Raw genomic sequence first — 21,847 nt, 5'->3', positions numbered from 1 at the left:
CTCAGAGCTCCTTGCCGTACCAGATCTCCATGTACGGCCCCGTGCAGTACGCCGGGATCTCCCCGTACCCGTGCCGCACGTACAGCGCCCGCGCCTCGACCAGGTCGAGGCGGGTGTTGAGGACCACGCGGCGGGCGCCGAGCGCGCGGGCGGCCTCCTCCAGGCCGCCCAGGAGCAGGTCGGCGCCGCCGAGCCCGCGGAAGGCGGGGCGGATGAACACCCGGGTCAGCTCGGCCCGGTCGGCGTCGAGGAGGACCAGGCCGCCGCACGCGGCGGCCTTCCCTTCGTACCGCCCGACCAGGAACGCCCCGGCGGGCGGGGCGAGCAGGTCGAGCCCCTCGTCGATCATCTCCTCGTCGTACTCGTCCTCGGTCAGGACGCGGCCGTAGTAGCGGCCCGCGACGTCGCCGAAGTAGTCGCGTCGCAGCGAGGTGGCGTCCGGGGTGTCGACGCGCTCGGGGGAGAAGGTCCAGGTCATGCGGGTCATTCTGCGGCCCGCACGACCACGGCCGCCGCCGGTTTTCCCGCCGCTCGGCCCGCGACCCCGCGGGCGGCCCCGCCGCCCGGCCTCAGGCGTCCCGCTTCGGCGACGCCTGCTGCACGACCTCGAAGGACCACAGGGTCGACCCGGAAGCGGCCGGCTTCGGACGCTCACCGCCGCCCTCGCCGCCCGCCGTGCCCTGGTGGGCCGCCCTCATGGAACCGTTCATCCAGTTCTGGAAGTCCTCCTCGCTGCGCCACCGGGTGTACACCAGGTACTGGTCGGTGCCCTCCAGCGGCCGCAGCAGCTCGAACCACTCGAACCCGTCGGAGCCCTCCACGGCACCGGCCCGCGAGGCGAACCGCTGCTCCAGCACCTCCCGCTGCTGGGCAGGCACGGTCAGGGCGTTGATCTTCACGATGCTCATGAAAGGCAGGATATGGCCGGGAACGGCGGCGCCGTGCGCGCGGGGGCGGTACGGGAGTTGGCCGAGAGGCTGCTGCCGGGGGACGCGGCGCGGGACTTCGTCGGGTCGCCGGCCGGGTTGTGGGTGGCGCTCGGCGCCGTGGCGGCGGGGGCGCGGGGGCGGGCCGCCGAGGAGCTGCGGGGGGTGCTCGGGGTGGCCGGGGAGGAGGCCGGGCCGGACGTCACCGCGGTGGCGGCGGAGCTCGCGCGGACCTCGGGGGTCTCCGCCGGGGTCGCGGTGCGGAGCCGGGTGCCGGTGGAGGCGGCGTACCGGAGCGCGCTGCCGGGCGTCGACTTCGGGGCGGCGGCCGGGGACGCGCAGGCGGAGCTGGACGCCTGGGTGGCCGAGGTCGGCGGGGGGCGGCTCGACGGGCTGCCGGACGCGCTGGACGGGGGCGCCGACCTGGTGCTTGTCGGCGTGGTGGCCCTCGGGGCGGTGTGGCGGGAGGCGTTCGACGCGCGGGGGACCCGGCCCGCGCCGTTCACCGCGGCGGACGGGAGCGTGGCGGAGGTGCCGACCATGCACCGGCGCGTGCCCGCCCGGTGGGCGTGGCGGGTCGGGGGCGGGGTCGTGGTGGAGCTGCCGTGCACGGGGGAGCGGGCGCCGCGGGTGCGGTTCGTGCTCGGACCCGCGGGCGCCGGGCCGGACGCGGTGGTGCCGCTCGGCTGGGCGGAGGAGGGGCGGGAGCCGGTACGGGCCGGGGGCGTCGAGCTGGCGCTGCCGCGGTTCGGGCTGCGTGGCCGGATCGACGCGCTGGCGTGGCTGGCGTCGGTCGGGGTGACGGCCCCGGCGCGGCCCGGCGCCGACTTCTCCGGACTCTCGGCCGAGCCGCTGTACGTCTCCAAGGCGGTCCAGGAGGCGGTGGTGGAGGTCGGCGAGGCGGGGGTGGAGGCGGCGGCCGTCACGCAGGTGGAGATGGCACGGAGCGCCGCCCGGCCGCTGCCCGCCGAGCGGATCGCCTTCGACCGGCCCTTCGGGGTGGTCGTCCTCGACGCCGACGGGCGGCTGCCGCTGTTCGTGGGATGGCGGGCCGGGGGTCCCGGACCGGGGCCCGACCCCGGCCGCGGGAGGTCGGGGCGGGAGCGGACCTTCCCGGGCGGTCGGGGAAGGTCGGTCAGGAGGTCACCCGGGCGATGAGGAGGCCGTCGTGGCCCTTCGTGCCGACCGTCTGGAGGGCGGTGGCGTCGAGGCGCGGCTCGTTCGCGACGAACTCGAACATGGCGCGGGTGCCGGTGATCGTCGGGTCCGACGGGTCGGGGGCGGCGACGCGGCCGGCGCGGACGACGTTGTCCACGACGATCAGGGTGCCGGGGCGGGAGAGTCGCAGGGCCCAGGCCACGTAGTGCGGGTTGTTGGCCTTGTCCGCGTCGACGAAGACCAGGTCGAAGGGGCCCGCGGCCTCCTTCTCCAGGAGGGGGAGGGTGTCGAGGGCCGCGCCGGTGCGGACCTCGACGCGGTCGGCGAGTCCGGCGCGGGCGAGGTTGGCGCGGGCCACCTCGGCGTGCCGGGGGTCGTACTCCAGGCTGGTCAGGTGCCCGTCGGCGGGCAGGGCGCGGGCCAGCCAGATGGTGCTGTAGCCGCCGAGCGTGCCGATCTCCAGGATCCGGCGGGCGCCCTGGACCTGCGCCAGGAGGTTCAGGAACTTGCCCTGGTTGGGGGCGACGGCGATCTCGGGGAGACCGGCCGCCGCGCTGTCGGCCAGCGCGGCGGTCAGGGCCTCGTCGGCGGGGACCAGCAGGTCGGTGACGTACGCGTCGACCTCGTGCCACTGGGGGTTCGTCATGCCGCCGACGGTACCCGGCGGCGGCGGTTCGCCCGGACGGTCAGGAACACGGTCAGGGCGGCGATCACCGCCGCGCCCGCGGCCGCCGTCAGGATCCAGGCCGGGATCCCGGCGACCGTCAGGAGGCGCTCCCGGTGGATCACCTGACGGTACGGCGTGTCGGCGACCGTCCGCAGGACGTGGTCGTCGTCGATGCGGGAGGGCTCCGGGAAGCGCTGCCGCAGGACGGTGAGGTGGACGGGGGCGTCGCCGGCGAGGGCGGCGACGGGGCCCTCGGGCCGGTCGATCCGGCCGGAGAAGGTGACCTCCGGGTGCTCGCCGCCGATCGGGGAGCGGGGCTCCATGCGGTGGGCGGCCAGGATCGACAGGTCGAGCGTCTGGCGGGTCTCGGCGAGGCGCGACAGCCGCATGGGGTAGACGAGTTCGGAGGAGGCGAAGGTGATGCGGAGCGGGGTCAGCTCGCCGTAGAGGGGCACGTCCTTCTGCTCGGGGGCGAGGCGGACGGCGACGTACTCCCACCGGCGGTCGACGTAGGGCCGGAGTTCGGGGGTGAGCCGGTCGGGGAGCCGGAAGCCGTTGGCGTGGAGCCAGTCGCCGAGGGCGTCGGGGTCGGTGGCGGTGAGCCGGGCCACGTCGAAGGGGCCGAGGCGCTCGCGGCCGACGACGCCGACGGAGCCGCCGGGGGCCGCGCCGACCGAGGCGGCGTCGCCGCGGCCGGAGTCGAAGGGCCAGTCGTCCTCGCGGGGCCAGAAGTAGGAGCGTTCCCTCTCCTCGGGGGCGGCGAGCTCCTCGATCGCGTCGAAGAGCCCCGGATCGCCGAGGGTGACATCCGCCCGGCGCGGCACCGGCATGATCCACGCGGCCTGCCGGGCGTTGCCGTGGACGCGGAAGCGCATGACGATGGTCTCGGTCCGGCCGTCCCAGTGGACGGCGGACTGCTCCTGGTCGACGCCGATGCGCTCCTCAGGGCGCGTGACCATCGCGCCGCAGCCGCACGCCCAGGCGGGCGCCACGAGTGAGCCGAGCTGGAGTGCGAGCAGCGCGAACAGCGTGGTCAGGATCCTGGTCGTGGTGGTGTGTGTCCCCCGCATGCCCGCTCGGACGTACGGGGGAGGGTTCCGGTTCCCCCGCCGCCGGTGTCAGCCCGCCGTCGCTCAACCGTCGGGGTTCCGTCACCGGACTCAGCCGCCGCCGTCAACCGCAGGGCGTCCGCCATCGCCGTCCTCACCGTCCCGCCGCCGTCGCTCAGCTGCCGGTGCGGACGCGTAGTTCCTTCACGCCGTTGAGCCAGGCGGCCCGCAGTCGGTGCGGTTCCGCCGCGAGGGTGAGGTCGGGCGGCCGGAGTAGCCGCGCGAGCCCTGCGTCCGCCGGACGGAGCGGCGGAAACGCCGCAGGCCCCGCCCCTCCGTGAGGAGGGCGGGGCCTTGCGGGGGCGGGTTTACGGCGTGGTGACTCTTAGTACCAGCCGTTGGCCTGCCAGAACGCCCAGGCGGCGTTCGGGGAGCCGTAGCGCTCGTTCATGTAGTTCAGGCCCCACTTGATCTGGGTGGCCGGGTTGGTCTTCCAGTCGGAGCCGGCCGAGGCCATCTTCGAGGCGGGCAGCGCCTGGACCAGGCCGTAGGCGCCGGAGGAGGAGTTGGTCGCCTTGAAGTTCCAGCCGGACTCGTGCGAGACGATCTTGCTGAAGGCGGCGTACTGAGAGGCGGGCACGATGTCGCGAGCGAGCTCCTGCGGGCTGGCGGCCGAGGCCGTGCCCGTCGTGCCGAGCACCGCACCCGAGGCGCCGAGCAGCACGGCGGCCGTGGCGGCGAAGGACTTCTTGCGGGCGGCGGCACGAGTGGTGATCGAGCGGAACAAAACGTCTACCTAACGTCGGGGACTGGGGTCGCGCCGGGCGTCACGGCCGTTTCCGACCGTTTTCGGCATGCCGGAACCAGGGCCCGGGGGACCCGGGAACTGGGGGGAACCGGCCTGCCGCGGTGTCACACCCTCGCTGAGCGTTTCGCTCGTGGAGCGTTGCGCTTGCTGGGCCGAGCACCTGCTGCCTGGCGACGTCCACTACAGAAACAAATCCCCGAGGGCGGCGCAACGGTCCCCTGTACGAGGAAGGTTCGGACTCGCGGGGGTCGGCCCGCCCGTGGATCAGGCGGTGTTCCCGCAGCTCACGCCCACTGAAGAGGGGTCTGTCCGACTCGTCCCCTTCTACTATTTCCGGTCGTACGTGACCTGGGTCCTATGAGGCGCCTCACCAGGGGACCCCTTTTCGGGCCCCTCGAATGTGACCTGGGCCTCGAAGTTCGCCCGCCGGGTGGCCCGGCGCAGCGCCCGCAGCAGCGGCCCGCCCACCGTGAGCGTCAGGACCACGGTCAGCGCGGCCCGGCCCAGGTCCCAGCCGAGGGAGGTGGCGAGCACGTACGCCAGGAAGCGGACCAGGTTCTCGGCCGCCGGGGCCCCCGGCACGAAGGAGATCCCCTGGCCGAGGCCGCCGACCGTCACCCACCCGTACAGATTGGTGACCGTGCCGTACGCGAACGCCGCCACGAAGCCGTACGCGGCCAGCATCAGCCGCTCCGGGCCGCCCCGGACGCCCGCCGGCAGCAGGCCCGCGCCCATCGCGAACCAGCCCATCGCCAGCATCTGCGTCGGCATCCACGGCCCCACCCCGCCCGTGAGCAGCGCCGACGCGAACATCGTCACCGCCCCCAGGACGAAGCCGAAGCCAGGCCCGAGGACGCGACCGCTCAGCACCATCAGGAAGAACATCGGCTCCAGGCCCGCCGTGCCCGCGCCCAGCGGGCGCAGCGCCGCCCCCACGGCGGCCAGCACCCCCAGCATCGCGACCGCCTTCGCGTCCATCCCGCAGTCCGCGATCGTCGCCACGACGACGGCGATGAGGAGGGGGAGGATCAGCGCGAAGAGCCACGGCGCGTCGGCGGCGTGGTCGGTGACGGCGGAACCGGCGTCCGCGAAGAGCGGCCAGCCGATGCCGGCCAGACCGACGAGGGACACGAGGACGAGGGCGGCGACGGAACGCGGCCCCAGCCGGATCGGATGCGTCCTCACGCGCGCAGCGCCCCCTCCACCTGCTCGACGGTGAGCCACGGCTCGGGGGCCAGGATCTTCGCGACCTGGGGGGCGAAGGCCGGGGACGAGACGACGACCTCCGCCGTCGGGCCGTCCGCGACGACCTCGCCGCCGGCGACGATCACCACCCGGTCCGCGAGCTCCGCCGCGAGCTCCACGTCGTGCGTGGCCAGCACGATCGCGTGCCCGTCGGCGGCGAGCGCCCGCAGCCGGGCCACGAGCCGCGTCTTCGCGGCGTAGTCCAGACCGCGGGTCGGCTCGTCGAGCAGCACCAGCGGGGGCGCGGCCGTCAGCACCACGGCCAGCGCGAGCGCGAGCCGCTGCCCCTCGGACAGGTCGCGGGGGTGGGTCGCGTCCGCCACCCCCGGTACGAGCTCCGCCACGAGCGCCCGGCAGGTGCCGGGCTCCGCGCCCGCGTCCGCGTCGGCGGCCGCGCACTCGTCGCCGACGGACTCCGCGTACAGCAGGTCCCTCGGCTCCTGGGGCACCAGGCCCACCTGCCGGATGAGGGCGCGGGGCTCGGTCGCGTGCGGGACGAGGCCGGAGACGCGGACCGTGCCGGAGGTGGGGGCGATCATGCCGACGAGCGTCGAGAGCAGGGTGGACTTCCCGGCCCCGTTGCGGCCCATGAGGGCGACCGTCTCGCCCCGGGCGACCCGCAGGTCGATCCGTCGCAGGGCCTCGACGCGGCCGCGGCGGACCGCGAGGCCGTCGACGTCCACGAGCGGGGCGTCGGCCCGCGGCGCGGTGGCGGGGGCGGACGCGGCGCGCCGCCGCCGGAGGAACAGGGACCTTCCCCGGCCCCGCGCCTTCCCGGAACGGGGGGCTCCGCCCCCGTGTCCCCGCGCCTCAAGCATCGGCGCCTCAAGCGCCGGCGCGGCCGGATTCCGGGGCTGCGCCCCGGGCCGCGTACGGCCCTCGGGCGTGTCCTCGAACCCCGGACGGGCCGGATCTCCGGCCTTGCCGGCGTCCGGGGCGAGGCCGGGGTCCTGGGCGGGGCCGGGGTCCTGGGCGGGGCCGTGGTCCGGGGCGGGGCCGGGGTCCTGGGCGGGGCCGGGGTCCGGGGCGAGGCCGGAGTCCGGGGAGGAGCCGGGGTCCTGGGCGGATCCCCGGGTCGGGGAAGGGGCGGGGTCGGGGAGGAGCCCCGCGGGGCCGCGCCCGGGTCCCCGCCCCGTCGGCCGGTCCGCCAGCTGCGCCTTCAGCCCGGCCGCCCCGCGCCGCGCGTCCCGTACGGTCAGCGGCAGCGGGTCCCAGCCGGCGAGCCGGCCGAGGGCGACCACCGGCGGGTACACGGGGGCGACGGCCATGATCTCCGCCGGAGTGCCGAGGACCGCCTCCGGCAGGAGCAGGACGCGGTCGGCGTACTGGACGACCCGCTCCAGGCGGTGCTCCGCCATGAGGACCGTCGTGCCGAGGTCGTGGACGAGCCGCTGGAGGACCGCGAGGACGTCCTCCGCCGCCGAGGGGTCGAGCGCGGACGTCGGCTCGTCGAGGACGAGGACCTTGGGGTGCGTGGTCAGCACCGATCCGATCGCGACCCGCTGCTGCTGGCCGCCGGAGAGCGTGGCGAGGGGCCGGTCGCGGAGGTCCGCGAGGCCCAGCAGGTCCAGGGTCTCCTCGACGCGCCGCCGCATCACGGCGGGGGCGAGGCCGAGGGACTCCATGCCGTAGGCGAGTTCGTCCTCGACGGTGTCGGTGACGAAGTGCGCGAGCGGGTCCTGCCCGACGGTCCCGACGAGGTCGGCCAGCTCGCGCGGGTGGTGGGTACGGGTGTCCCGCCCGTCGACGGTGACCCGGCCCCGCAGCGTCCCCCCGGTGAAGTGGGGGACGAGCCCGGACACCGCCCCGAGCAGCGTCGACTTGCCGACCCCCGAGGGCCCGACGAGCAGCACCAGCTCCCCCTCGGGCACCACGAGGTCGACGTTCCGGAGGGTGGGCCCGGCAGCGTCCTCGTACGTCACCGAGACGTTCTCGAAACGGATCACGCGGACGGCTCCTCGCGGACGGCGGCACGGGCGGGCGGTACGGGGGCGACGACGGCGGGCAGCAGCCCGGGGAGGACCGACAGGGCCGGCCAGAGCGGCAGCTCGGGGGCGATCAGCGGCACGACCCCGGGGTGGAGCGCGTCCGGCGCGTAGCCGTTCGCGTGGATCATGAGGGCCGCCACCGCGAGACCGGAGGCGGCGACCAGCCACGAGCGGGGGCCGAAGCGGTCGGGGCGGTAGCGGGTGCGCAGGGTGCGCCGGCCGCCCAGCCGCAGGCCCGCGACGGCCGCGGCGAGACCGGCGGCGAGCAGCGGGAGCCCGTATCCGGCGCCCTGCGCGGCGAGCAGCCCGTACGAGCCGGCGCAGACGCCGAGGAGGCCGCCGAGCGTGAGGACGTTCGTGGTGCGGCGGACGCCCGGCGGGACCTGGGCGGTGCGCCCGTATCCGCGGGCGTCCATCGACGCGGCCACGGCGACCGACCGCTCCAGGGCGCCCTCCAGGACCGGCAGGCCGATCTGGAGGACCGCCCGCACCCCGCCCGCGGGCCGGCCGCGCAGCCGTCGGGCGGTGCGCAGCCGGACCACGTCCGCGACCAGGTGGGGGGCGAAGGTCATCGCCACGACGACGGCGACCCCGGCCTCGTACAGCGCCCCGGGCAGCGACTTCAGGAGCCGGGCCGGGTTGGCGAGCGCGTTCGCCGCGCCCACGCAGATCAGCAGGGCCGCCAGTCTGAGTCCGTCGTACAGGGCGAAGACGAGTTGTTCGGCGGTGACCCGGCCGCCCACGCGGATGCCCCGGGCCCAGTCGGGGAGGGGGAGTTCGGGGAGGGTGAACAGTTCGTACGCGCCGGGGACGGGGGAGCCCAGGACGATCGAGAAGACGATCCGGAGGGCGACGACGAACAGGCCCAGTTTCACGAAGGCGCCGTACGAGCGGGCCCAGGGCGCGTCCGTGCGGCGCGCCGCCACCACGTATCCGGCGACGGCGACGATCAGGCCGAGCAGCAGCGGGTTGGTCGTGCGGGAGGCGGCGACGGCGAGTCCCAGGGCCCACAGCCACCAGGCGCCGGAGTGCAGCGCGTTGCCCCGGTCCGCCACGGGCGCCAGGAGGCGCCCCGCCAGGCCGGGGGCGACGGACGGGACCGGGGTCATGCGCGGCGGCGGGACTTCCAGACGGCGGCGCCGCCCAGCGCGAGGACGGCTCCGCCGCCGACGAGGAGGCCGAGGGACGGGCCGTCGCCGCCGTCGTCCTTCCCGGCGGTGGCGGTGGCCGTCCCTTCGGCGGATCCGGTGGCGGTCCTGTCGGCGGATCCGGCGGGCGGGGCGGAGGCCACGGCTTCGCCGCAGCCCTTCTCCGGGTAGCCGGCGATGCCGCACAGCATGGCGGAGCTGTCGTAGCGCAGCGGCTCGGCGACGGCCGCGAGGGCGTCGGCGGCCGTGCCCTTCGCGTCGATCCGGGCGCAGCCGGTCGTCGGGGCGGCCTTCGGCGGGGTCTCGCCCGCGGGGGCGTCCCGCGGGGTGCCGAAGTCGACGACGACGGCGACCCGCTTCGTCCCGGGCGTCTTCCCGACGCCGGCGCAGACCGTGGCGAAGTCGGGTGCGGCGGTCGGCCTCGCGGCGTCGGCGGAGTCCTCGCTGAGCGCGAAGCGGAAGCCGACGGCGGCGCCGTCGGCGGGCCGGGCGGTCGCCGGTCCCTCGGTGGCGTACGCCCACTTCCCGGCGTCGGACGCCCAGAACGACCAGTACCGGTAGCCCGCCGCCTGGGCCGGGGCCGCCGCGGCGAGGGCGAGCAGCGTTCCCGCGGCGGCGCAGGCCGCCGTGCGGGTGGTCCTCTTCCGGAGGGTCACTTCTTGCGGCCGCTCAGGAGGAAGCCGATGCCGACGCCGACGACCATGCCGATGCCGATGATCCACCAGACGTCGAAGCCGAGGAACGACTCGTCCTCCTCGTCCTCCGTGGCGGCGGCGGAGGTGTCGGGGGTCTTGGGGGCGGGGCCGGTCGCGTTGAGCGCCTCGACCAGGTCGACCTTGCCGAACTCGCGGGGGTCGGCCTCCATGGCCCGCGCGGCGAGGATCAGCTGCGCGTAGGCGGCGGGGCCGGACTGCTCGGCCCAGGGGGCGGCGTTCTGCTCCAGCCACTGGAGCGCGGGCTCGGCGAGCCGGGCGGTGCCGGCGGCGGCGAGGGCGACGACGGCGTCGGCGGTGTTGCCGAAGTCCGGCTTCGGCTCGGTCTCGGTGGCGCCCGGCAGCGGCGGGGTGGTGAGGTGGCCGGTCTGCACGAGCGCCTTGGCGAGGTAGGAGGCGCCGTTGAGGGCGGCCCGCTCGACGGTCGGTTCGGAGAGGTCGACGCAGGTGGGGGCCTGCGGCGGGGTGGCCTTGACGGCGGTGATGCCCTTGCCGAGCCCGGCGAGGGTGGCGGCGGCGGTCGCGTCCGCGTTGGCGGCGAGCCCGCCCTCCTTGTCGGGCTGGTACGCGAAGGCGCCCGGGCCCTCCTCCTCGGAGCAGGGCAGCGCGAGCGCGAGGAGCGCGTCGTACGGGGTGCGGCCCTCGGCGGAGGTGTACGAGCCGGGCTTGACGCCCGAGGCGGCGAGCGCGCTGACGACGATCGAGGTGGAGTTGGCGTCACTGGGGCCGCCGGGGGTGTAGCTCCAGCCGCCGTCCTTGTTCTGCACGCCGCGCAGCCAGCCGTAGCCGGCCTTGACCGCGGTGTCGATCTTCGTCGGGTCGGCGGCCTCGCGGCGGACCGCGCCGAGCGCCTGGAGGGCGACGGCGGTGGCGTTGGAGTCCCGCATGGTCTTCGCGTCGCAGGGCTTGGTGGTGTCGGCGCGGTACGAGGCGAAGGAGCCGTCGGAGCACTGCTGGCCGAGCAGCCAGTCGACGGCCTGGTCGGCGGGCTGGTAGCCGGTGGCGCGCTGGGCGAGGAAGGCGAGCGACTGGCGCCAGACGCCGTCGTACGTCGGGTCGCCCTTGCCGTACAGACCGGGCGGGAGGGCGGCGGCGGAGGCGCTGGGAGAGGGCGCGGCGGAGGCCGTGCCGGTCGCGGCGGTGCTGAGCACGGCCGCCGCCGCGGTGAGCGCGGCGGCGGCGCGACGGACGCTGATCATGGTTGCCTCTCGTGCGGGCACCGGACACCGGTGCCCCGCGCGGGGCCCGCGTCCGGCGCCGTATTCCTCGACGGTGCCGGCGCTCACGTCCCGGGGCGGGGCGTTCCGACTCCGTGCCTCTCGGCACGTCACGGTTGCGGGTCAGTGCCGGATTCGCACCGGCTTTCCCCCGCTCGGGCATGAAGACGACCGGGCCACTCTACCGGCCCGTACGGCCCGGTCCCCGGGGGTGCGAGCCGCGTCACACCGCCACGTACGCCACCGGCTCCGTCCCGGTCGCGGCCTCCGCGCGGCCCAGCTTCACCAGGCGCCGGATGTGGGCCTCGGCCTCGCTGGCGGCGATGGTGCGGGAGCCGTACGGGATGCGGTGCCGGGGACGGTTCCGCCGCGTGCCGGTACGGCCATTGCCCCCTATGACCAGAACTGATATCAGTTCTGAGGCATCGTCAGATACCTCCGGGAGGCGACCGGCATGAGCGAGCTCGTGGAGCACGGAAAGCTGTTCATCGGCGGGGAGTTGACCGATCCGCTCGGGGACGCCTCCATTGAGGTGGTCTCCCCGCACACGGAGGAGGCCATCGGACGGGTCCCGCACGCCTCGCGCGCCGACGTGGACCGGGCGGTCGCGGTGGCCCGGCGGGCCTTCGACGAGGGGGCCTGGCCGCGGACGAGCCTCGCGGAGCGGATCGAGGTGGTCTCCAGGATCAAGGACGCCATCGCCGTCCGGCACGAGGAGATCGCCCGCTCGGTCAGCGCCCAGAACGGCTCCCCGTACTCCTGGTCCGTCCTCGCGCAGGCGCTCGGCGCGATGATGGTGTGGGACTCGGCGATCACCGTCGCCCGGGACTTCGTCTTCGAGGAGCGGCGCGCCGGCGTCCTCGGCCCGCTCCTGGTGCGGCGCGAGCCGGTCGGCGTGGTCGCGGCCGTCGTGCCGTGGAACGTGCCGCAGTTCACCGCCGCCGCCAAGCTGGGCCCGGCGCTGCTCGCCGGCTGCACCGTGGTCCTCAAGCCGTCGCCGGAGTCGCCGCTCGACGCGTACCTCCTCGGCGAGATCGCCGCCGAGGCGGGGCTGCCGGAGGGCGTCCTGTCGATCCTGCCCGCCGACCGCGAGGTCGGCGAGTACCTGGTCGGGCACCCCGGCGTCGACAAGGTCTCCTTCACCGGCTCGGTCGCCGCCGGCAAGCGCGTGATGGAGGTGGCCTCCCGCAACCTCGCCCGCGTCACGCTCGAACTCGGCGGCAAGTCGGCGGCGGTCATCCTCCCGGACGCCGACGTGGCGACCGCCGTCGCCGGGATCGTCCCCGCCGCCTGGATGAACAACGGCCAGGCGTGCGTGGCCCAGACCCGGATCCTCGCCCCCCGCTCCCGGTACGAGGAGTACGCCGAGGCGTTCGCCGCCGCGGCCTCCGTCCTCGTCGTCGGCGACCCGCTCGACCCCGCCACCCAGCTCGGCCCGCTCGTCACCCGCCGCCAGCGGCAGCGCTCCCTCGACTACATCGGCGTCGGGCAGGCGGAGGGCGCCAAGCTCCTCGCCGGCGGCGGCCGTCCGGAGGGCCTCGACCGGGGCTGGTACGTGGAGCCGACCCTCTTCGGGGACGTCGACAACGGGATGCGGATCGCCCGCGAGGAGATCTTCGGCCCGGTGATCTGTCTCCTGCCGTACGGGGACGAGGCCGAGGCGCTGCGGATCGCGAACGACTCCGACTTCGGCCTCAGCGGCAGCGTCTGGACCGGCGACGTCGAGCACGGCCTGGACTTCGCCCGCCGCGTCCGCACCGGCACCTTCAACGTCAACACCTTCAGCCTCGACATGCTCGGCCCCTTCGGCGGCTACAAGAGCTCCGGGGTGGGCCGCGAGTTCGGCCCCGAGGGCTTCGGCGAGTACCTGGAGCACAAGATGATCCACCTGCCCGCCGGATACGGGGACAACTGATGGGCGACCGCTGGCACGTGGGGGTCGACCGGAGCGCCTGCATCGGCTCCGGCATGTACGTCGTCCACGCCCCGGACGGCTTCCGCCTCGACACCGCCCGCCCGTCCCACCCGGCCCGCCCGGAGGCCGACGCGGGCGAACGGCTCCTCGCGGCCGCCGAGGGCTGCCCGGTGGAGGCCATCCTCCTCACCCTCGCCGACGGCGGCGAACCGGTCTACCCGCCGGAGGACCAGGGCGATCAGTGACGGCCGGCGGTCGCGCGGGTCGGGGACGTCAGGTCGATCAGGCGGCAGACGGTCTCGATGTCGATCTTCACCTGGGCGATCGAGGCGCGCCCCGACAGCCAGGTGATGAGGGCCGAGTGCCAGGTGTGCTCGATGACGCGGACGGCCGACAGCTGCTCGGGCGTCGGCTGCTCCGCGCCCATCGCGTCGAGGATGATCGCCGTGGTCAGGCGGGAGACCGTGTCGACCTCGGGGCTGACGCTGCGGTCGGCGAAGGTCAGCGCCCTGACCATGGCGTCGGCGAGCTGCGGCTCGCGCTGGAGCGCGCGGAAGGCGCGCATCAGGGTCTCGGCGACCCGCTCGGCCGGGGCGGTGTGCGCCGGGGGCCGCTTGCGGAGCGTGGTGTGCAGGTGCTGGAGCTGGTCCTGCATGGTCGCCACGAGCAGGTGGATCTTGGAAGGGAAGTAGCGGTAGAGCGTGCCGAGGGCGACGCCGGCCGCCTCCGCGACCTCCCGCATCTGCACCGCGTCGAAGCCGCCGCGGGCGGCGAGCCGGGCGCTGGCGTCCAGGATGCGCCGCCGCCGCGCCTCCTGGCGTTCCGTCAGGGGAGGGGCGGCGGAAGGGCGGTGGTCCGCTCTGCTCTCTGCGGTCATCGGGGTCCCGTTCCGTGCGGTGGGGAGCGCCAGTATGGCGGAGGACGGCCGTGGCGCGAACCTCCATGGACGGGTGGCGCGAATCACCTGTTCCGACGCTCACCGCGAAGCTACCTGCCGGTAGATTCTGTGCCTCCCGAAGGGGCAAGTGGTGTCGGGAACGATCAAGTCTGTAACTTGTTCTACCTTAGCGCCAGCGGTTACGCTCGCGCGAAACGCACGCTCGAAGGGGGTCGCGCATGACCGCTGAGGCCATAGAGGCAGGCCCCCGGCAGGGCGCCGCCCCGTCCGGTGACCGTCCGTTGCGGATCGCTCTCCTCACGTACAAGGGCAACCCCTTCTGCGGCGGCCAGGGCGTCTACGTCCGCCACCTGTCCCGCGAACTGGCCCGCCTGGGCCACACCGTCGAGGTGTTCGGCTCGCAGCCGTACCCGACGCTCGACGAGGGCGTCGCGCTCAGCGAGATCGCCAGCCTCGACCTCTACCGCCAGCCCGACCCCTTCCGGACGCCGAAGCGCGAGGAGTACCGGGACTGGATCGACGCCCTGGAGGTCGGCACCATGTGGACCGGCGGCTTCCCCGAGCCGCTGACGTTCTCGCTGCGCGCCCGCCGCACCCTCGCCGCCCGCCGCGGCGACTTCGACGTGATCCACGACAACCAGACCCTCGGGTACGGGCTCCTCGGCGGCCCCCGCGCGATCGGCGCCCCGCTGGTCACCACGATCCACCACCCCATCACCGTCGACCGCCGGCTCGACCTCGACGCCGCCGCCGACTGGAAGCGCCGCGCCTCGGTCCGCCGCTGGTACGGCTTCACCCGCATGCAGAAGCGGGTCGCCCGCCGGCTGCCGTCCGTCCTCACCGTCTCCGGCACCTCCCGCGACGAGATCGTCGAACACCTCGGCGTCCGCGAGGACCGCATCCGGGTCGTGCACATCGGCGCCGACACCGCGCTCTGGTCCCCCGACCCCTCGGTCGCCGAGGTCCCGGGCCGGATCGTCACCACCTCCAGCGCCGACGTCCCCCTCAAGGGACTGGTCTTCCTGATCGAGGCGCTCGCCAAGCTGCGCACGGAACGGCCCGAGGCCCACCTCGTCGTCGTCGGCAAGCGCGCCGAGCACGGGCCGGTCGCCCAGGCGATCGAGCGGTACGGCCTCGACGGCGCCGTCCGCTTCGTGAAGGGCATCAGCGACGCGGAGCTCGTCGACCTCTACCGCTCCGCCGAGGTCGCCTGCGTGCCGTCGCTGTACGAGGGCTTCTCGCTGCCCGCGGCGGAGGGAATGGCGACGGGGACGCCGCTGGTCGCCACGACCGGCGGGGCGATCCCGGAGGTCGCGGGCCCCGACGGGGAGACCTGCCTCGCCGTGCCGACGGGCGACGCGGGCGCGCTGGCCGCGGCGCTCGGGCGGATGCTCGGCGACGCGGAGCTGCGGGCCCGGCTCGGTGCGGCCGGGCGGGCCCGGGTGCTGGAGCGTTTCACCTGGGCGCGGGCCGCCCAGGGGACGGCGGAGCTGTACCGCGAGGCGGTGGACCGCCGGGCCGCCGGGGCCCGCCGGTGACACTCGGCCTCGCGCACCGGGTGCGGCCCGGTGGGTGGGTCGCGCCCACCCCCGCCCCGGCGGGACCCCGGGCGGAACGCCTGCCCACAACCCTCGTCAACCCCGAAAGGCAGACCCCGTGCTGACCGTCGACTTCACCCGCTTCCCGCTCGCCCCCGGCGACCGCGTGCTCGATCTGGGCTGTGGCGGGGGGCGGCACGCCTTCGAGTGCTACCGGCGCGGTGCGCAGGTCGTGGCGCTCGACCAGAACGGCGAGGAGATCCGCGAGGTCGCCAAGTGGTTCGCGGCCATGAAGGAGGCCGGTGAGGCGCCGGCCGGCGCCACCGCCACCGCGATGGAGGGCGACGCGCTCAACCTGCCGTTCCCCGACGAGTCCTTCGACGTCGTCATCATCTCCGAGGTCATGGAGCACATCCCGGACGACAAGGGCGTCCTCGCCGAGATGGTCCGCGTCCTCAAGCCCGGAGGCCGCATCGCGATCACCGTCCCCCGCTACGGCCCCGAGAAGGTCTGCTGGGCGCTCTCCGACGAGTACCACGAGGTCGAGGGCGGCCACATCCGCATCTACAAGGCGGACGAACTGCTCGCCAAGATCCGCCAGGCGGGCCTGCGGCCGTACGGCACGCACCACGCGCACGCCCTGCACGCCCCGTACTGGTGGCTGAAGTGCGCCTTCGGCGTCGACAACGACAAGGCGCTGCCGGTCCGCGCCTACCACAAGCTCCTGGTCTGGGACATCATGAAGAAGCCCGCCCTGACCCGGGTCGCCGAGCAGCTGCTCAACCCGGTCGTCGGCAAGAGCTTCGTCGCGTACGCCACCAAGCCCCACCTCCCGAAGGCGGAGGCGTGAGCCCCGAGCGGATGGCGGAGCACCTGGTCCTGCCCGGCGTGCTCACCGCCGAGGAGGCCGCCGGGACCGTCGCGGGCATCCTCGCCGCCCAGCGCGAGGACGGCGCCATCCCTTGGTTCCGCGGCCACCACCTGGACCCGTGGGACCACACCGAGGCCGCCATGGCCCTGGACACGGCCGGCGAGCACGAGGCGGCGGCCCGCGCCTACGCCTGGCTCGCCCGGCACCAGAACGGCGACGGATCCTGGTACGCCGCCTACCGGGACGGCGACCCGGACGACGTCACCGACCGCGGCAAGGAGTCCAACTTCACCGCGTACGTCGCCGTCGGCGTCTGGCACCACTACCTGTCGACCGGCGACGACGCCTTCCTCGACCGGATGTGGCCGACCGTCTACGCGGCGGTCGAGTTCGTCCTCCGGCTCCAGCAGCCGGGCGGCCAGATCGGCTGGAAGCGCGAGCCCGACGGCACCCCCGTCACCGACGCCCTCCTGACCGGCTCCTCCTCCGTCCACCACGCCCTGCGCTGCGCCCTGGCGATCGCCGAGACCCGCGAGGAGCCGCAGCCGGACTGGGAGCTGGCGGCCGGCGCCCTCGCGCACGCGATCCGCCGCCACCCGGAGCGCTTCCTCGACAAGTCGCGCTACTCGATGGACTGGTACTACCCCGTCCTCGGCGGCGCGGTCACCGGCGCGGAGGCGAGGGCCCGCCTCGACGCGCGCTGGGACGAGTTCGTGGTCCCCGGCCTCGGCGTCCGCTGCGTCGTCCCTAATCCGTGGGTGACCGGCGGCGAGAGCTGCGAGCTCGCGCTCGCCCTGTGGGCGACGGGCGAGTCCGACCGGGCCCTCGACGTCCTCCAGTCCATCGGCCACCTGCGGGCCGCGAACGGCATGTACTGGACGGGATACGTGTACGAGGGCGAGGACGGCCACGAGCCGGCGGTCTGGCCCGAGGAGCAGACCACCTGGACGGCGGGCTCCCTCCTCCTCGCCGTCGCCGCCCTCGGCGGCGAGCAGGCGACCGTCGCCGTCTTCGGCGGCGAGACCCTCCCGGCGGGCCTGCCCCCGGACTGCTGCGGGGAGTGAGCACGGCCGTACGGCGAAGGGCCCGGGATCCGCTGGATCCCGGGCCCTTCCGTCGTACGCGCCCCCGCGCCGCCCGTGCCCGCGGCGGACGCCGGACGACCCGGACGGCGTCGCCGGGATGGCGGCGGGAGGGGGCCGGGGCGAGGCTGGCGGAACCAGAACCACGGAGGTCACGCTGTGCCCAGAAGCCTGAACCGCGGCGTCGTCGCGCTGCTCCTCTCCAGCACCCTGCTGTTCGGCACGGCCGCGTGCGGAGCCGACACCGACGCCAGTCTCACCGCGTCGAGCAGCCCGTCCGCGTCGGGCACCTTCGAGCAGCAGAAGCTGGCGAAGACCCGCTTCGTGGCCAACGCCGGGCTCGCGGCCGGCGCCACGTACCAGTGGATCGTGAAGCCCTACAAGGCGGGGAAGTTCAAGAAGGGCGCGGACGGGCGCACCTTCGCCCTGGTGAAGGCCGGGCTCGCGGGCGCGTTCACGTACAACCGGCTGAAGGCGGCGGTGAACAACGCGAAGGGCGACCCGCTGCTCTCCAAGGCGGTGGCCCCGCTCACCGCCGGCATCGACTCGCTCAAGGACCTCGGCACGAAGCTGCGCAAGGGCGAGGTGGACGCGGGGGACGTCGGCGGCCTGGAGGGCGTCATCAACGGCATCAAGGACGCCGGCAAGTCCGCCGGGGCCGAGGTCGTGGACAAGGTCCCCTCGGCCTCCCAGCTCAGCGGCGGCTGACGGCAAGGCGGTCCCCCCGCTCCTCGGCCGCCCGCTCCAGCGTCGGGTAGTCGTTGTAGCCGACCTCGTCGCCGGAGTACATCCAGTTCGCCTCCCGCAGCGGGTTGAGCGGCGCGCCGGTGCGGAGCCGCTCGACCAGGTCGGGGTTGGCGAGGAAGGCGCGGCCCAGCGAGATCAGGTCGGCGCCGGCGGCGAGCAGCCGCTCGCCCGCCTCCTTCCCGCCGTCGGCGGGAAGGGGCCCGCCGAAGCCGAGCATCGGGTTGGCGATCAGGGTGTTCGGCCAGGCGGCGCGGATCCGCCTGTACAGCGGCTGCCCGGGATCGGCGAAGACGAGGTGCAGGTAGGCCGGGCCGACCTCGGCGAGGGCGGGGACGAGCGCCGCGTAGAGGGCGTCCGTCTCGTCGCCCTCGTCGATGCCGTTGACGGTGACGCCGGGCGAGACGCGCACGCCGACCCGGTCGGCGCCGATCGCGTCGACGACCGCCCGGACGACCTCGACGACGAACCGGATGCGGTTCTCCACCGGGCCGCCGTAGGCGTCCGTGCGCCGGTTGGTGTTCTTCGCCAGGAACTGGTGGAGCAGATGGCCGTTGGCGGCGTGCACCTCCACCCCCTCGAAGCCCGCGTCGACGGCGCGGCGGGCGGCGGCGGCGAAGTCCGCGACGGTCTCCCGGATGTCGTCGGCGGTCATCTCGCGGGGCACGACGGACGGCTTCCGGCCGGCCGGGGTGTGGATCTCCTCGGGCAGCGGGACCGGCGAGGGCGCGATCGGCAGGCGCCCGCTGTTGTCGGGGTGGCCGACCCGGCCGCCGTGCTGGAGCTGGAGGAACATCCGCCCGCCCGCGGCCCGGACCGCGTCGGTGACCCGGCGCCAGCCGGCCACGTGGGCGTCGGTGTGGATGCCCGGGATGTTCGGGTACGTCTGCCCGACCGCGTTCGGCGTGGTCCCCTCGGCGATGATCAGGCCGGCCGCGGCCCGCTGCGCGTAGTGGGTGACCATGAGGGGCCGGGGAACGCCGTCGGCGGTGGCGCGGTTGCGGGTCAGCGGCGGCATCACCAGCCGGTTGGGGAGGGCGAGGGAGCCGAGGGCGGTGGACTCGAAGAGGCGGGAGGAGCTCGCTGTGTTCGTCATGCGGGTACCGTAGGAGTTGACACCAGTGTCAGGTTCAAGTCCTTCTACTCCACGGTGAGGTGGCGGATGCGCATCGGTGAACTGGCCCGCCGCAGCGGCGTGAGCGAACGCTCGCTGCGCTACTACGAGACCCAGGGCCTGCTGCGCTCCGAGCGCACCCCGGGCGGCCAGCGCCGCTACGGCGAGTGGGCGGTCGACCGGGTCGTCCGCATCCAGGCCCTGTACGCGGCCGGCCTGAACAGCCGCAAGATCGCCCACCTGCTGCCCTGCATGCGCGACGCGGACGGCGGCCCCAGCGAGATCGCGACGGCCCGGCTCGTCGACGAGCTGGCCGCCGAGCGCACCCGCATCGACGCGATGATCGCCGACCTGACCCGCACCCGCGGCATCCTCGACGAGGTCATCGAATCGGCCGCCACCGCCCAGCCGGCATGATCCGAAAGACACGCCTTAGCCCGTCAGCTCCGCCAGCACCCGCAGGGTCTCCGGGTCGGGGCGGTGACCAGCAGGTCCGTCACCGGGCCCGAGCGCCACTCGGCCAGCCTTTCCGCGATCCGCTCCTTCGGTCCCAGTAGCCGAGGGCGAGTCCCAGGCGCATGACCGGACTTCTTCCTGACGCTACGTCAGACGAGGGTGGCCCGGGGACTGTACGACGACGGCCCCCCGACCGGAAGGGGTTCCGGTCGGGGGGCCGTCGGGGGAGACGGAGCGGGCGCGCTCAGCCGCGCTGGATGCCCGTCGCGTCCTGGAGGACGCCGCGGCGCCCGTCCTGCGTCTGCGCGATCAGCGCCTGGCCGCGCTGCTCCACGGCCAGGTACCAGGTGCCGGGGGCCAGTTCGGCGATCTGCGAACCGGAACCGTCCTCCGCGTACAGCGGGCGGGCCACCGGCACGGCGAACCAGAACGGGGTGAAGTCCCCGCCGCCCTGCGCCTGCGGCTCGGGCTGCGGCGCCGGCTGCGCGGCGGCCTGCTGCGGCTGGCCGTACGGCTGACCGCCCTGAGAGGCGTCCTGCGGCGCCGGGTACGGCTGCGGGGCCTGGTGGGCGCCCGGGTAGCCGTAGCCGCCGCCCTGGACACCCGGCTGACCGGGCTGCGCGCCGTACGGCTGCGGCGTCACCGGGCGCGGGGCGCCGACGAGCGGGGCCTTGAGCGCGGGGACCATCGGACCGGCCACCACGGCACCGGCCAGGACGAGCGCGGCGATCAGGCCGAGGATGAGGCCGGCGCCGGCGTTCTCCGCCTCGAAGATCCACATGAGCAGGGTCCACGCCGAGGCGATCGTGAAGGCCGCGCCGACCTGGCCGAGCTCCAGGCCCACGACCTTGCGGGGCTGCGGCAGGCCGTGCGAGACGACGACGAGCGCCGCGCCGGCGATGCCGAGGAAGAAGGAGCCCCAGCCCAGGTAGGAGATCTCCCAGGAGTTCACGCTGGTGTAGTACCGCGAGCATTCTTCGGTCGTCCCGGCGCAGCCGGCGATGTCGAGGAACGAGGCGATGAACAGCACCACCGCAGCACCGATCACTACGCCATCGCCTCGGGTGAGGGAGCGGATATTCACGTAAGGAGTCCTTCGTCGGGTCGTCGTCGCGTCGGGCAGGCGCCGGGTCTCGGCACGGGGGCGGCCCCATCGTACGGAGCGAATCTATCGCTCGCGGGTTCTACCCCTGGAGGTAGGTCACGATGCCGTCGGCGATCCCCTGCGCCGCCTTCTGACGCCACGCCCCGGACGTCAGCAGCGCTGCGTCCTTCGGATCACGCATATTGCCGCATTCGACGAAGACCTTGGGCACGATGGAGAGATTGAGCCCGCCGAGATCCGACCGGACGTCCAACCCGGTGCCGTCGCCGAGGTAGTTGGCGGGGGAGGTGCCGGTCGTCCGGGCGAAGGCGGCCGCGATCCGCTCGCCGAGCGTACGCGACGGGGCGACGATCGGGCGGGTGTCCGCCGATCCTTCACGGACCTCGGCGGGGACGATCACATGGAAACCGCGGTTCCCCGCGGCGGAGCCGTCCGCGTGGACGGAGACGACGGCGTCGGCGGCCGCCTCGTTCCCGATCCGCGCCCGCTCGTCGATGCAGGGGCCGTACGGCCGGTCCGCGTCGTGCGTCAGGACGACCTCGGCGCCGCGCGCCTCCAGCGCCTTCCGCAGCCGGTGCGAGACGTCGAGCGTGAAGGCGGCCTCCGTGTACGCGGCCTTCCCCCCGGACGCGTTCGTGGAGGTCCCGGTGGTGTCGCACTCCTTGCGGGCCGTCCCGATGTCGACCTTCTCGCCGATCTCCCGCGGGTGGCGGAAGTTCCCCGGGTTGTGCCCCGGGTCGACGACGACCGTGCGGCCGGCGAGGGGGCGGGCGGCGTCGGCGGCCGGGGCGCGGGAGGGGGTGCGGGACGGGTCGGGGGTGCGGCTCCCGCCGGGCGTCGTGGTCGCCGCGGCCGGGCCCCGGGTGCCCTCCGCGGCCTCGGACGCGGCGCCGCACCCGGCGAGCGCGGCGGAGCAGACGAGCGCGGCGAGGGCGGCGGGCAGGGAGCGGGTCACGGGGTTCCTGTGGTCGTACGGCACCCCGCGACTCTAGGCCCTCGCCCGGGCGAAACCGGGGACCGGATGTACCGGCTCGGTCACGCGCCCGCAAAACGGTGGACGCGCGGCCGCGGAGCCGGGAAGGCTGGTGTCACGGAGTGGCGTGGGGGTCACCGCGCCTGGACCCACGAGGGGGAACCGGTGGGGGAAGAACCGAACGACGCGCGTCCCCAGGACGCGCCGCCCAAGCCGAACCTGGACAAGGGGG

The 21,847-nt window shown here is 74.9% G+C and carries 22 protein-coding genes, 1 pseudogene and 1 riboswitch; of the genes and pseudogenes, 8 read left to right on the top strand and 15 right to left on the bottom strand.

The features are described from left to right. Position 1: 1 nt before the first annotated feature. Complete coding sequence (locus ACFZCF_RS02530; RefSeq protein ID WP_391284097.1) at positions 2–487, bottom strand: GNAT family N-acetyltransferase; 486 nt, start codon at positions 485–487, stop codon at positions 2–4. 82 nt (positions 488–569) lie between these two features. Next, complete coding sequence (locus tag ACFZCF_RS02525) at positions 570–908, bottom strand: antibiotic biosynthesis monooxygenase (RefSeq protein WP_391284095.1); 339 nt, start codon at positions 906–908, stop codon at positions 570–572. A gap of 12 nt (positions 909–920) precedes the next feature. Between ACFZCF_RS02525 and ACFZCF_RS02520 the strand changes: the two genes are divergently transcribed. Beyond that, the gene (locus ACFZCF_RS02520; RefSeq protein WP_391284093.1) at positions 921–2,084 is read left to right on the top strand and encodes a serpin family protein; all 1,164 of its coding nucleotides are present in this window, start codon (positions 921–923) and stop codon (positions 2,082–2,084) included. Here ACFZCF_RS02520 and ACFZCF_RS02515 read toward each other — a convergent pair. The 8 genes from ACFZCF_RS02515 to ACFZCF_RS02480 form a co-directional block, all read right to left on the bottom strand. Then, positions 2,062–2,730, bottom strand: a complete 669-nt coding sequence (locus ACFZCF_RS02515; RefSeq protein WP_391284091.1) for a class I SAM-dependent methyltransferase — start codon at positions 2,728–2,730, stop codon at positions 2,062–2,064. The genes ACFZCF_RS02520 and ACFZCF_RS02515 overlap by 23 nt on opposite strands. Continuing rightward, complete coding sequence (locus ACFZCF_RS02510; RefSeq protein ID WP_391284089.1) at positions 2,727–3,821, bottom strand: DUF2330 domain-containing protein; 1,095 nt, start codon at positions 3,819–3,821, stop codon at positions 2,727–2,729. Before ACFZCF_RS02510 ends, ACFZCF_RS02515 begins: the two co-directional genes overlap by 4 nt. A 364-nt stretch (positions 3,822–4,185) precedes the next feature. Further along, positions 4,186–4,587 carry a transglycosylase SLT domain-containing protein gene (locus ACFZCF_RS02505; protein ID WP_360599947.1) on the bottom strand — a complete coding sequence of 134 codons (402 nt, stop codon included), beginning with the start codon at positions 4,585–4,587 and terminating at the stop codon, positions 4,186–4,188. Between the two features lie 348 nt (positions 4,588–4,935). Continuing rightward, the gene (locus ACFZCF_RS02500; RefSeq protein ID WP_388440304.1) at positions 4,936–5,793 is read right to left on the bottom strand and encodes an ECF transporter S component; all 858 of its coding nucleotides are present in this window, start codon (positions 5,791–5,793) and stop codon (positions 4,936–4,938) included. Beyond that, the gene (locus tag ACFZCF_RS02495) at positions 5,790–7,799 is read right to left on the bottom strand and encodes an ATP-binding cassette domain-containing protein (protein ID WP_391284085.1); all 2,010 of its coding nucleotides are present in this window, start codon (positions 7,797–7,799) and stop codon (positions 5,790–5,792) included. The genes ACFZCF_RS02500 and ACFZCF_RS02495 overlap by 4 nt, the downstream gene beginning before the upstream one ends. Then, positions 7,796–8,950, bottom strand: a complete 1,155-nt coding sequence (locus tag ACFZCF_RS02490) for a CbiQ family ECF transporter T component (RefSeq protein WP_391284083.1) — start codon at positions 8,948–8,950, stop codon at positions 7,796–7,798. The genes ACFZCF_RS02495 and ACFZCF_RS02490 overlap by 4 nt, the downstream gene beginning before the upstream one ends. Next, positions 8,947–9,645 carry an SCO2322 family protein gene (locus ACFZCF_RS02485; RefSeq protein ID WP_388440295.1) on the bottom strand — a complete coding sequence of 233 codons (699 nt, stop codon included), beginning with the start codon at positions 9,643–9,645 and terminating at the stop codon, positions 8,947–8,949. Before ACFZCF_RS02485 ends, ACFZCF_RS02490 begins: the two co-directional genes overlap by 4 nt. Beyond that, entirely contained in the window at positions 9,642–10,901 is a 1,260-nt protein-coding gene (locus ACFZCF_RS02480) for a prenyltransferase/squalene oxidase repeat-containing protein (RefSeq protein ID WP_388440292.1), read from the bottom strand. The genes ACFZCF_RS02485 and ACFZCF_RS02480 overlap by 4 nt, the downstream gene beginning before the upstream one ends. Positions 10,902–10,999: 98 nt before the next feature. Continuing rightward, a riboswitch (cobalamin riboswitch) is annotated at positions 11,000–11,070 on the bottom strand. Between the two features lie 303 nt (positions 11,071–11,373). Between ACFZCF_RS02480 and ACFZCF_RS02475 the strand changes: the two genes are divergently transcribed. Continuing rightward, positions 11,374–12,834, top strand: coding sequence for an aldehyde dehydrogenase family protein (locus ACFZCF_RS02475; protein ID WP_391284082.1), 1,461 nt, complete (start codon positions 11,374–11,376; stop codon positions 12,832–12,834). After that, complete coding sequence (locus ACFZCF_RS02470) at positions 12,834–13,079, top strand: ferredoxin (RefSeq protein WP_388440285.1); 246 nt, start codon at positions 12,834–12,836, stop codon at positions 13,077–13,079. Before ACFZCF_RS02475 ends, ACFZCF_RS02470 begins: the two co-directional genes overlap by 1 nt. Here ACFZCF_RS02470 and ACFZCF_RS02465 read toward each other — a convergent pair. After that, positions 13,073–13,711, bottom strand: a complete 639-nt coding sequence (locus tag ACFZCF_RS02465; protein WP_388440282.1) for a TetR family transcriptional regulator — start codon at positions 13,709–13,711, stop codon at positions 13,073–13,075. The two genes, ACFZCF_RS02470 and ACFZCF_RS02465, sit on opposite strands and share 7 nt — an antisense overlap. 239 nt (positions 13,712–13,950) lie before the next feature. Between ACFZCF_RS02465 and ACFZCF_RS02460 the strand changes: the two genes are divergently transcribed. From ACFZCF_RS02460 to ACFZCF_RS02445, 4 genes are all read left to right on the top strand, one after another. After that, positions 13,951–15,270 carry a glycosyltransferase gene (locus ACFZCF_RS02460; RefSeq protein WP_391284078.1) on the top strand — a complete coding sequence of 440 codons (1,320 nt, stop codon included), beginning with the start codon at positions 13,951–13,953 and terminating at the stop codon, positions 15,268–15,270. 118 nt (positions 15,271–15,388) lie between these two features. After that, entirely contained in the window at positions 15,389–16,120 is a 732-nt protein-coding gene (locus ACFZCF_RS02455) for a class I SAM-dependent methyltransferase (protein ID WP_189944900.1), read from the top strand. An 11-nt stretch (positions 16,121–16,131) separates the two neighbouring features. Then, on the top strand, positions 16,132–17,205 hold the full coding sequence (locus ACFZCF_RS02450) for a prenyltransferase (protein ID WP_388441745.1): 1,074 nt from the start codon (positions 16,132–16,134) through the stop codon (positions 17,203–17,205). A 177-nt stretch (positions 17,206–17,382) separates the two neighbouring features. Further along, the gene (locus ACFZCF_RS02445) at positions 17,383–17,931 is read left to right on the top strand and encodes a hypothetical protein (protein WP_388440276.1); all 549 of its coding nucleotides are present in this window, start codon (positions 17,383–17,385) and stop codon (positions 17,929–17,931) included. Here ACFZCF_RS02445 and ACFZCF_RS02440 read toward each other — a convergent pair. Then, complete coding sequence (locus tag ACFZCF_RS02440; protein WP_391284075.1) at positions 17,918–19,063, bottom strand: alkene reductase; 1,146 nt, start codon at positions 19,061–19,063, stop codon at positions 17,918–17,920. The genes ACFZCF_RS02445 and ACFZCF_RS02440 overlap by 14 nt on opposite strands. 66 nt (positions 19,064–19,129) lie before the next feature. Here ACFZCF_RS02440 and ACFZCF_RS02435 point away from each other — a divergent pair, with 66 nt between their 5' ends. After that, entirely contained in the window at positions 19,130–19,498 is a 369-nt protein-coding gene (locus ACFZCF_RS02435) for a MerR family transcriptional regulator (protein WP_388440270.1), read from the top strand. Positions 19,499–19,513: 15 nt separating this feature from the next. Here the strand turns inward: ACFZCF_RS02435 and ACFZCF_RS02430 are convergent. The 3 genes and pseudogenes from ACFZCF_RS02430 to ACFZCF_RS02420 form a co-directional block, all read right to left on the bottom strand. Beyond that, positions 19,514–19,638, bottom strand: a pseudogene (locus ACFZCF_RS02430) (LLM class F420-dependent oxidoreductase); the annotation flags it as partial. Positions 19,639–19,781: 143 nt separating this feature from the next. Continuing rightward, positions 19,782–20,621 carry a DUF5336 domain-containing protein gene (locus tag ACFZCF_RS02425; RefSeq protein ID WP_388440267.1) on the bottom strand — a complete coding sequence of 280 codons (840 nt, stop codon included), beginning with the start codon at positions 20,619–20,621 and terminating at the stop codon, positions 19,782–19,784. 100 nt (positions 20,622–20,721) lie between these two features. Further along, positions 20,722–21,621: an N-acetylmuramoyl-L-alanine amidase gene (locus tag ACFZCF_RS02420; RefSeq protein ID WP_388440264.1), complete on the bottom strand. Its 900-nt coding sequence runs from the start codon at positions 21,619–21,621 to the stop codon at positions 20,722–20,724. Between the last annotated feature and the right edge of the window lie 226 nt (positions 21,622–21,847).

The organism is Streptomyces sp. NPDC007945 (genome assembly GCF_042958885.1).
In the GTDB taxonomy this organism is placed as follows: domain Bacteria; phylum Actinomycetota; class Actinomycetes; order Streptomycetales; family Streptomycetaceae; genus Streptomyces.
This window is presented reverse-complemented; position numbering and strand designations above follow the sequence as displayed.

Bases quoted from the DNA above. Each gene is read 5' to 3' on its own strand.
- ACFZCF_RS02530 (WP_391284097.1), bottom strand. From the start codon at position 487: ATGACCCGCATGACCTGGACCTTCTCCCCCGAGCGCGTCGACACCCCG.
- ACFZCF_RS02525 (WP_391284095.1), bottom strand. From the start codon at position 908: ATGAGCATCGTGAAGATCAACGCCCTGACCGTGCCTGCCCAGCAGCGG.
- ACFZCF_RS02520 (WP_391284093.1), top strand. From the start codon at position 921: ATGGCCGGGAACGGCGGCGCCGTGCGCGCGGGGGCGGTACGGGAGTTG.
- ACFZCF_RS02515 (WP_391284091.1), bottom strand. From the start codon at position 2,730: ATGACGAACCCCCAGTGGCACGAGGTCGACGCGTACGTCACCGACCTG.
- ACFZCF_RS02510 (WP_391284089.1), bottom strand. From the start codon at position 3,821: ATGCGGGGGACACACACCACCACGACCAGGATCCTGACCACGCTGTTC.
- ACFZCF_RS02490 (WP_391284083.1), bottom strand. From the start codon at position 8,950: ATGACCCCGGTCCCGTCCGTCGCCCCCGGCCTGGCGGGGCGCCTCCTG.
- ACFZCF_RS02480 (WP_388440292.1), bottom strand. From the start codon at position 10,901: ATGATCAGCGTCCGTCGCGCCGCCGCCGCGCTCACCGCGGCGGCGGCC.
- ACFZCF_RS02475 (WP_391284082.1), top strand. From the start codon at position 11,374: ATGAGCGAGCTCGTGGAGCACGGAAAGCTGTTCATCGGCGGGGAGTTG.
- ACFZCF_RS02470 (WP_388440285.1), top strand. From the start codon at position 12,834: ATGGGCGACCGCTGGCACGTGGGGGTCGACCGGAGCGCCTGCATCGGC.
- ACFZCF_RS02465 (WP_388440282.1), bottom strand. From the start codon at position 13,711: ATGACCGCAGAGAGCAGAGCGGACCACCGCCCTTCCGCCGCCCCTCCC.
- ACFZCF_RS02460 (WP_391284078.1), top strand. From the start codon at position 13,951: ATGACCGCTGAGGCCATAGAGGCAGGCCCCCGGCAGGGCGCCGCCCCG.
- ACFZCF_RS02450 (WP_388441745.1), top strand. From the start codon at position 16,132: ATGGCGGAGCACCTGGTCCTGCCCGGCGTGCTCACCGCCGAGGAGGCC.
- ACFZCF_RS02440 (WP_391284075.1), bottom strand. From the start codon at position 19,063: ATGACGAACACAGCGAGCTCCTCCCGCCTCTTCGAGTCCACCGCCCTC.
- ACFZCF_RS02435 (WP_388440270.1), top strand. From the start codon at position 19,130: ATGCGCATCGGTGAACTGGCCCGCCGCAGCGGCGTGAGCGAACGCTCG.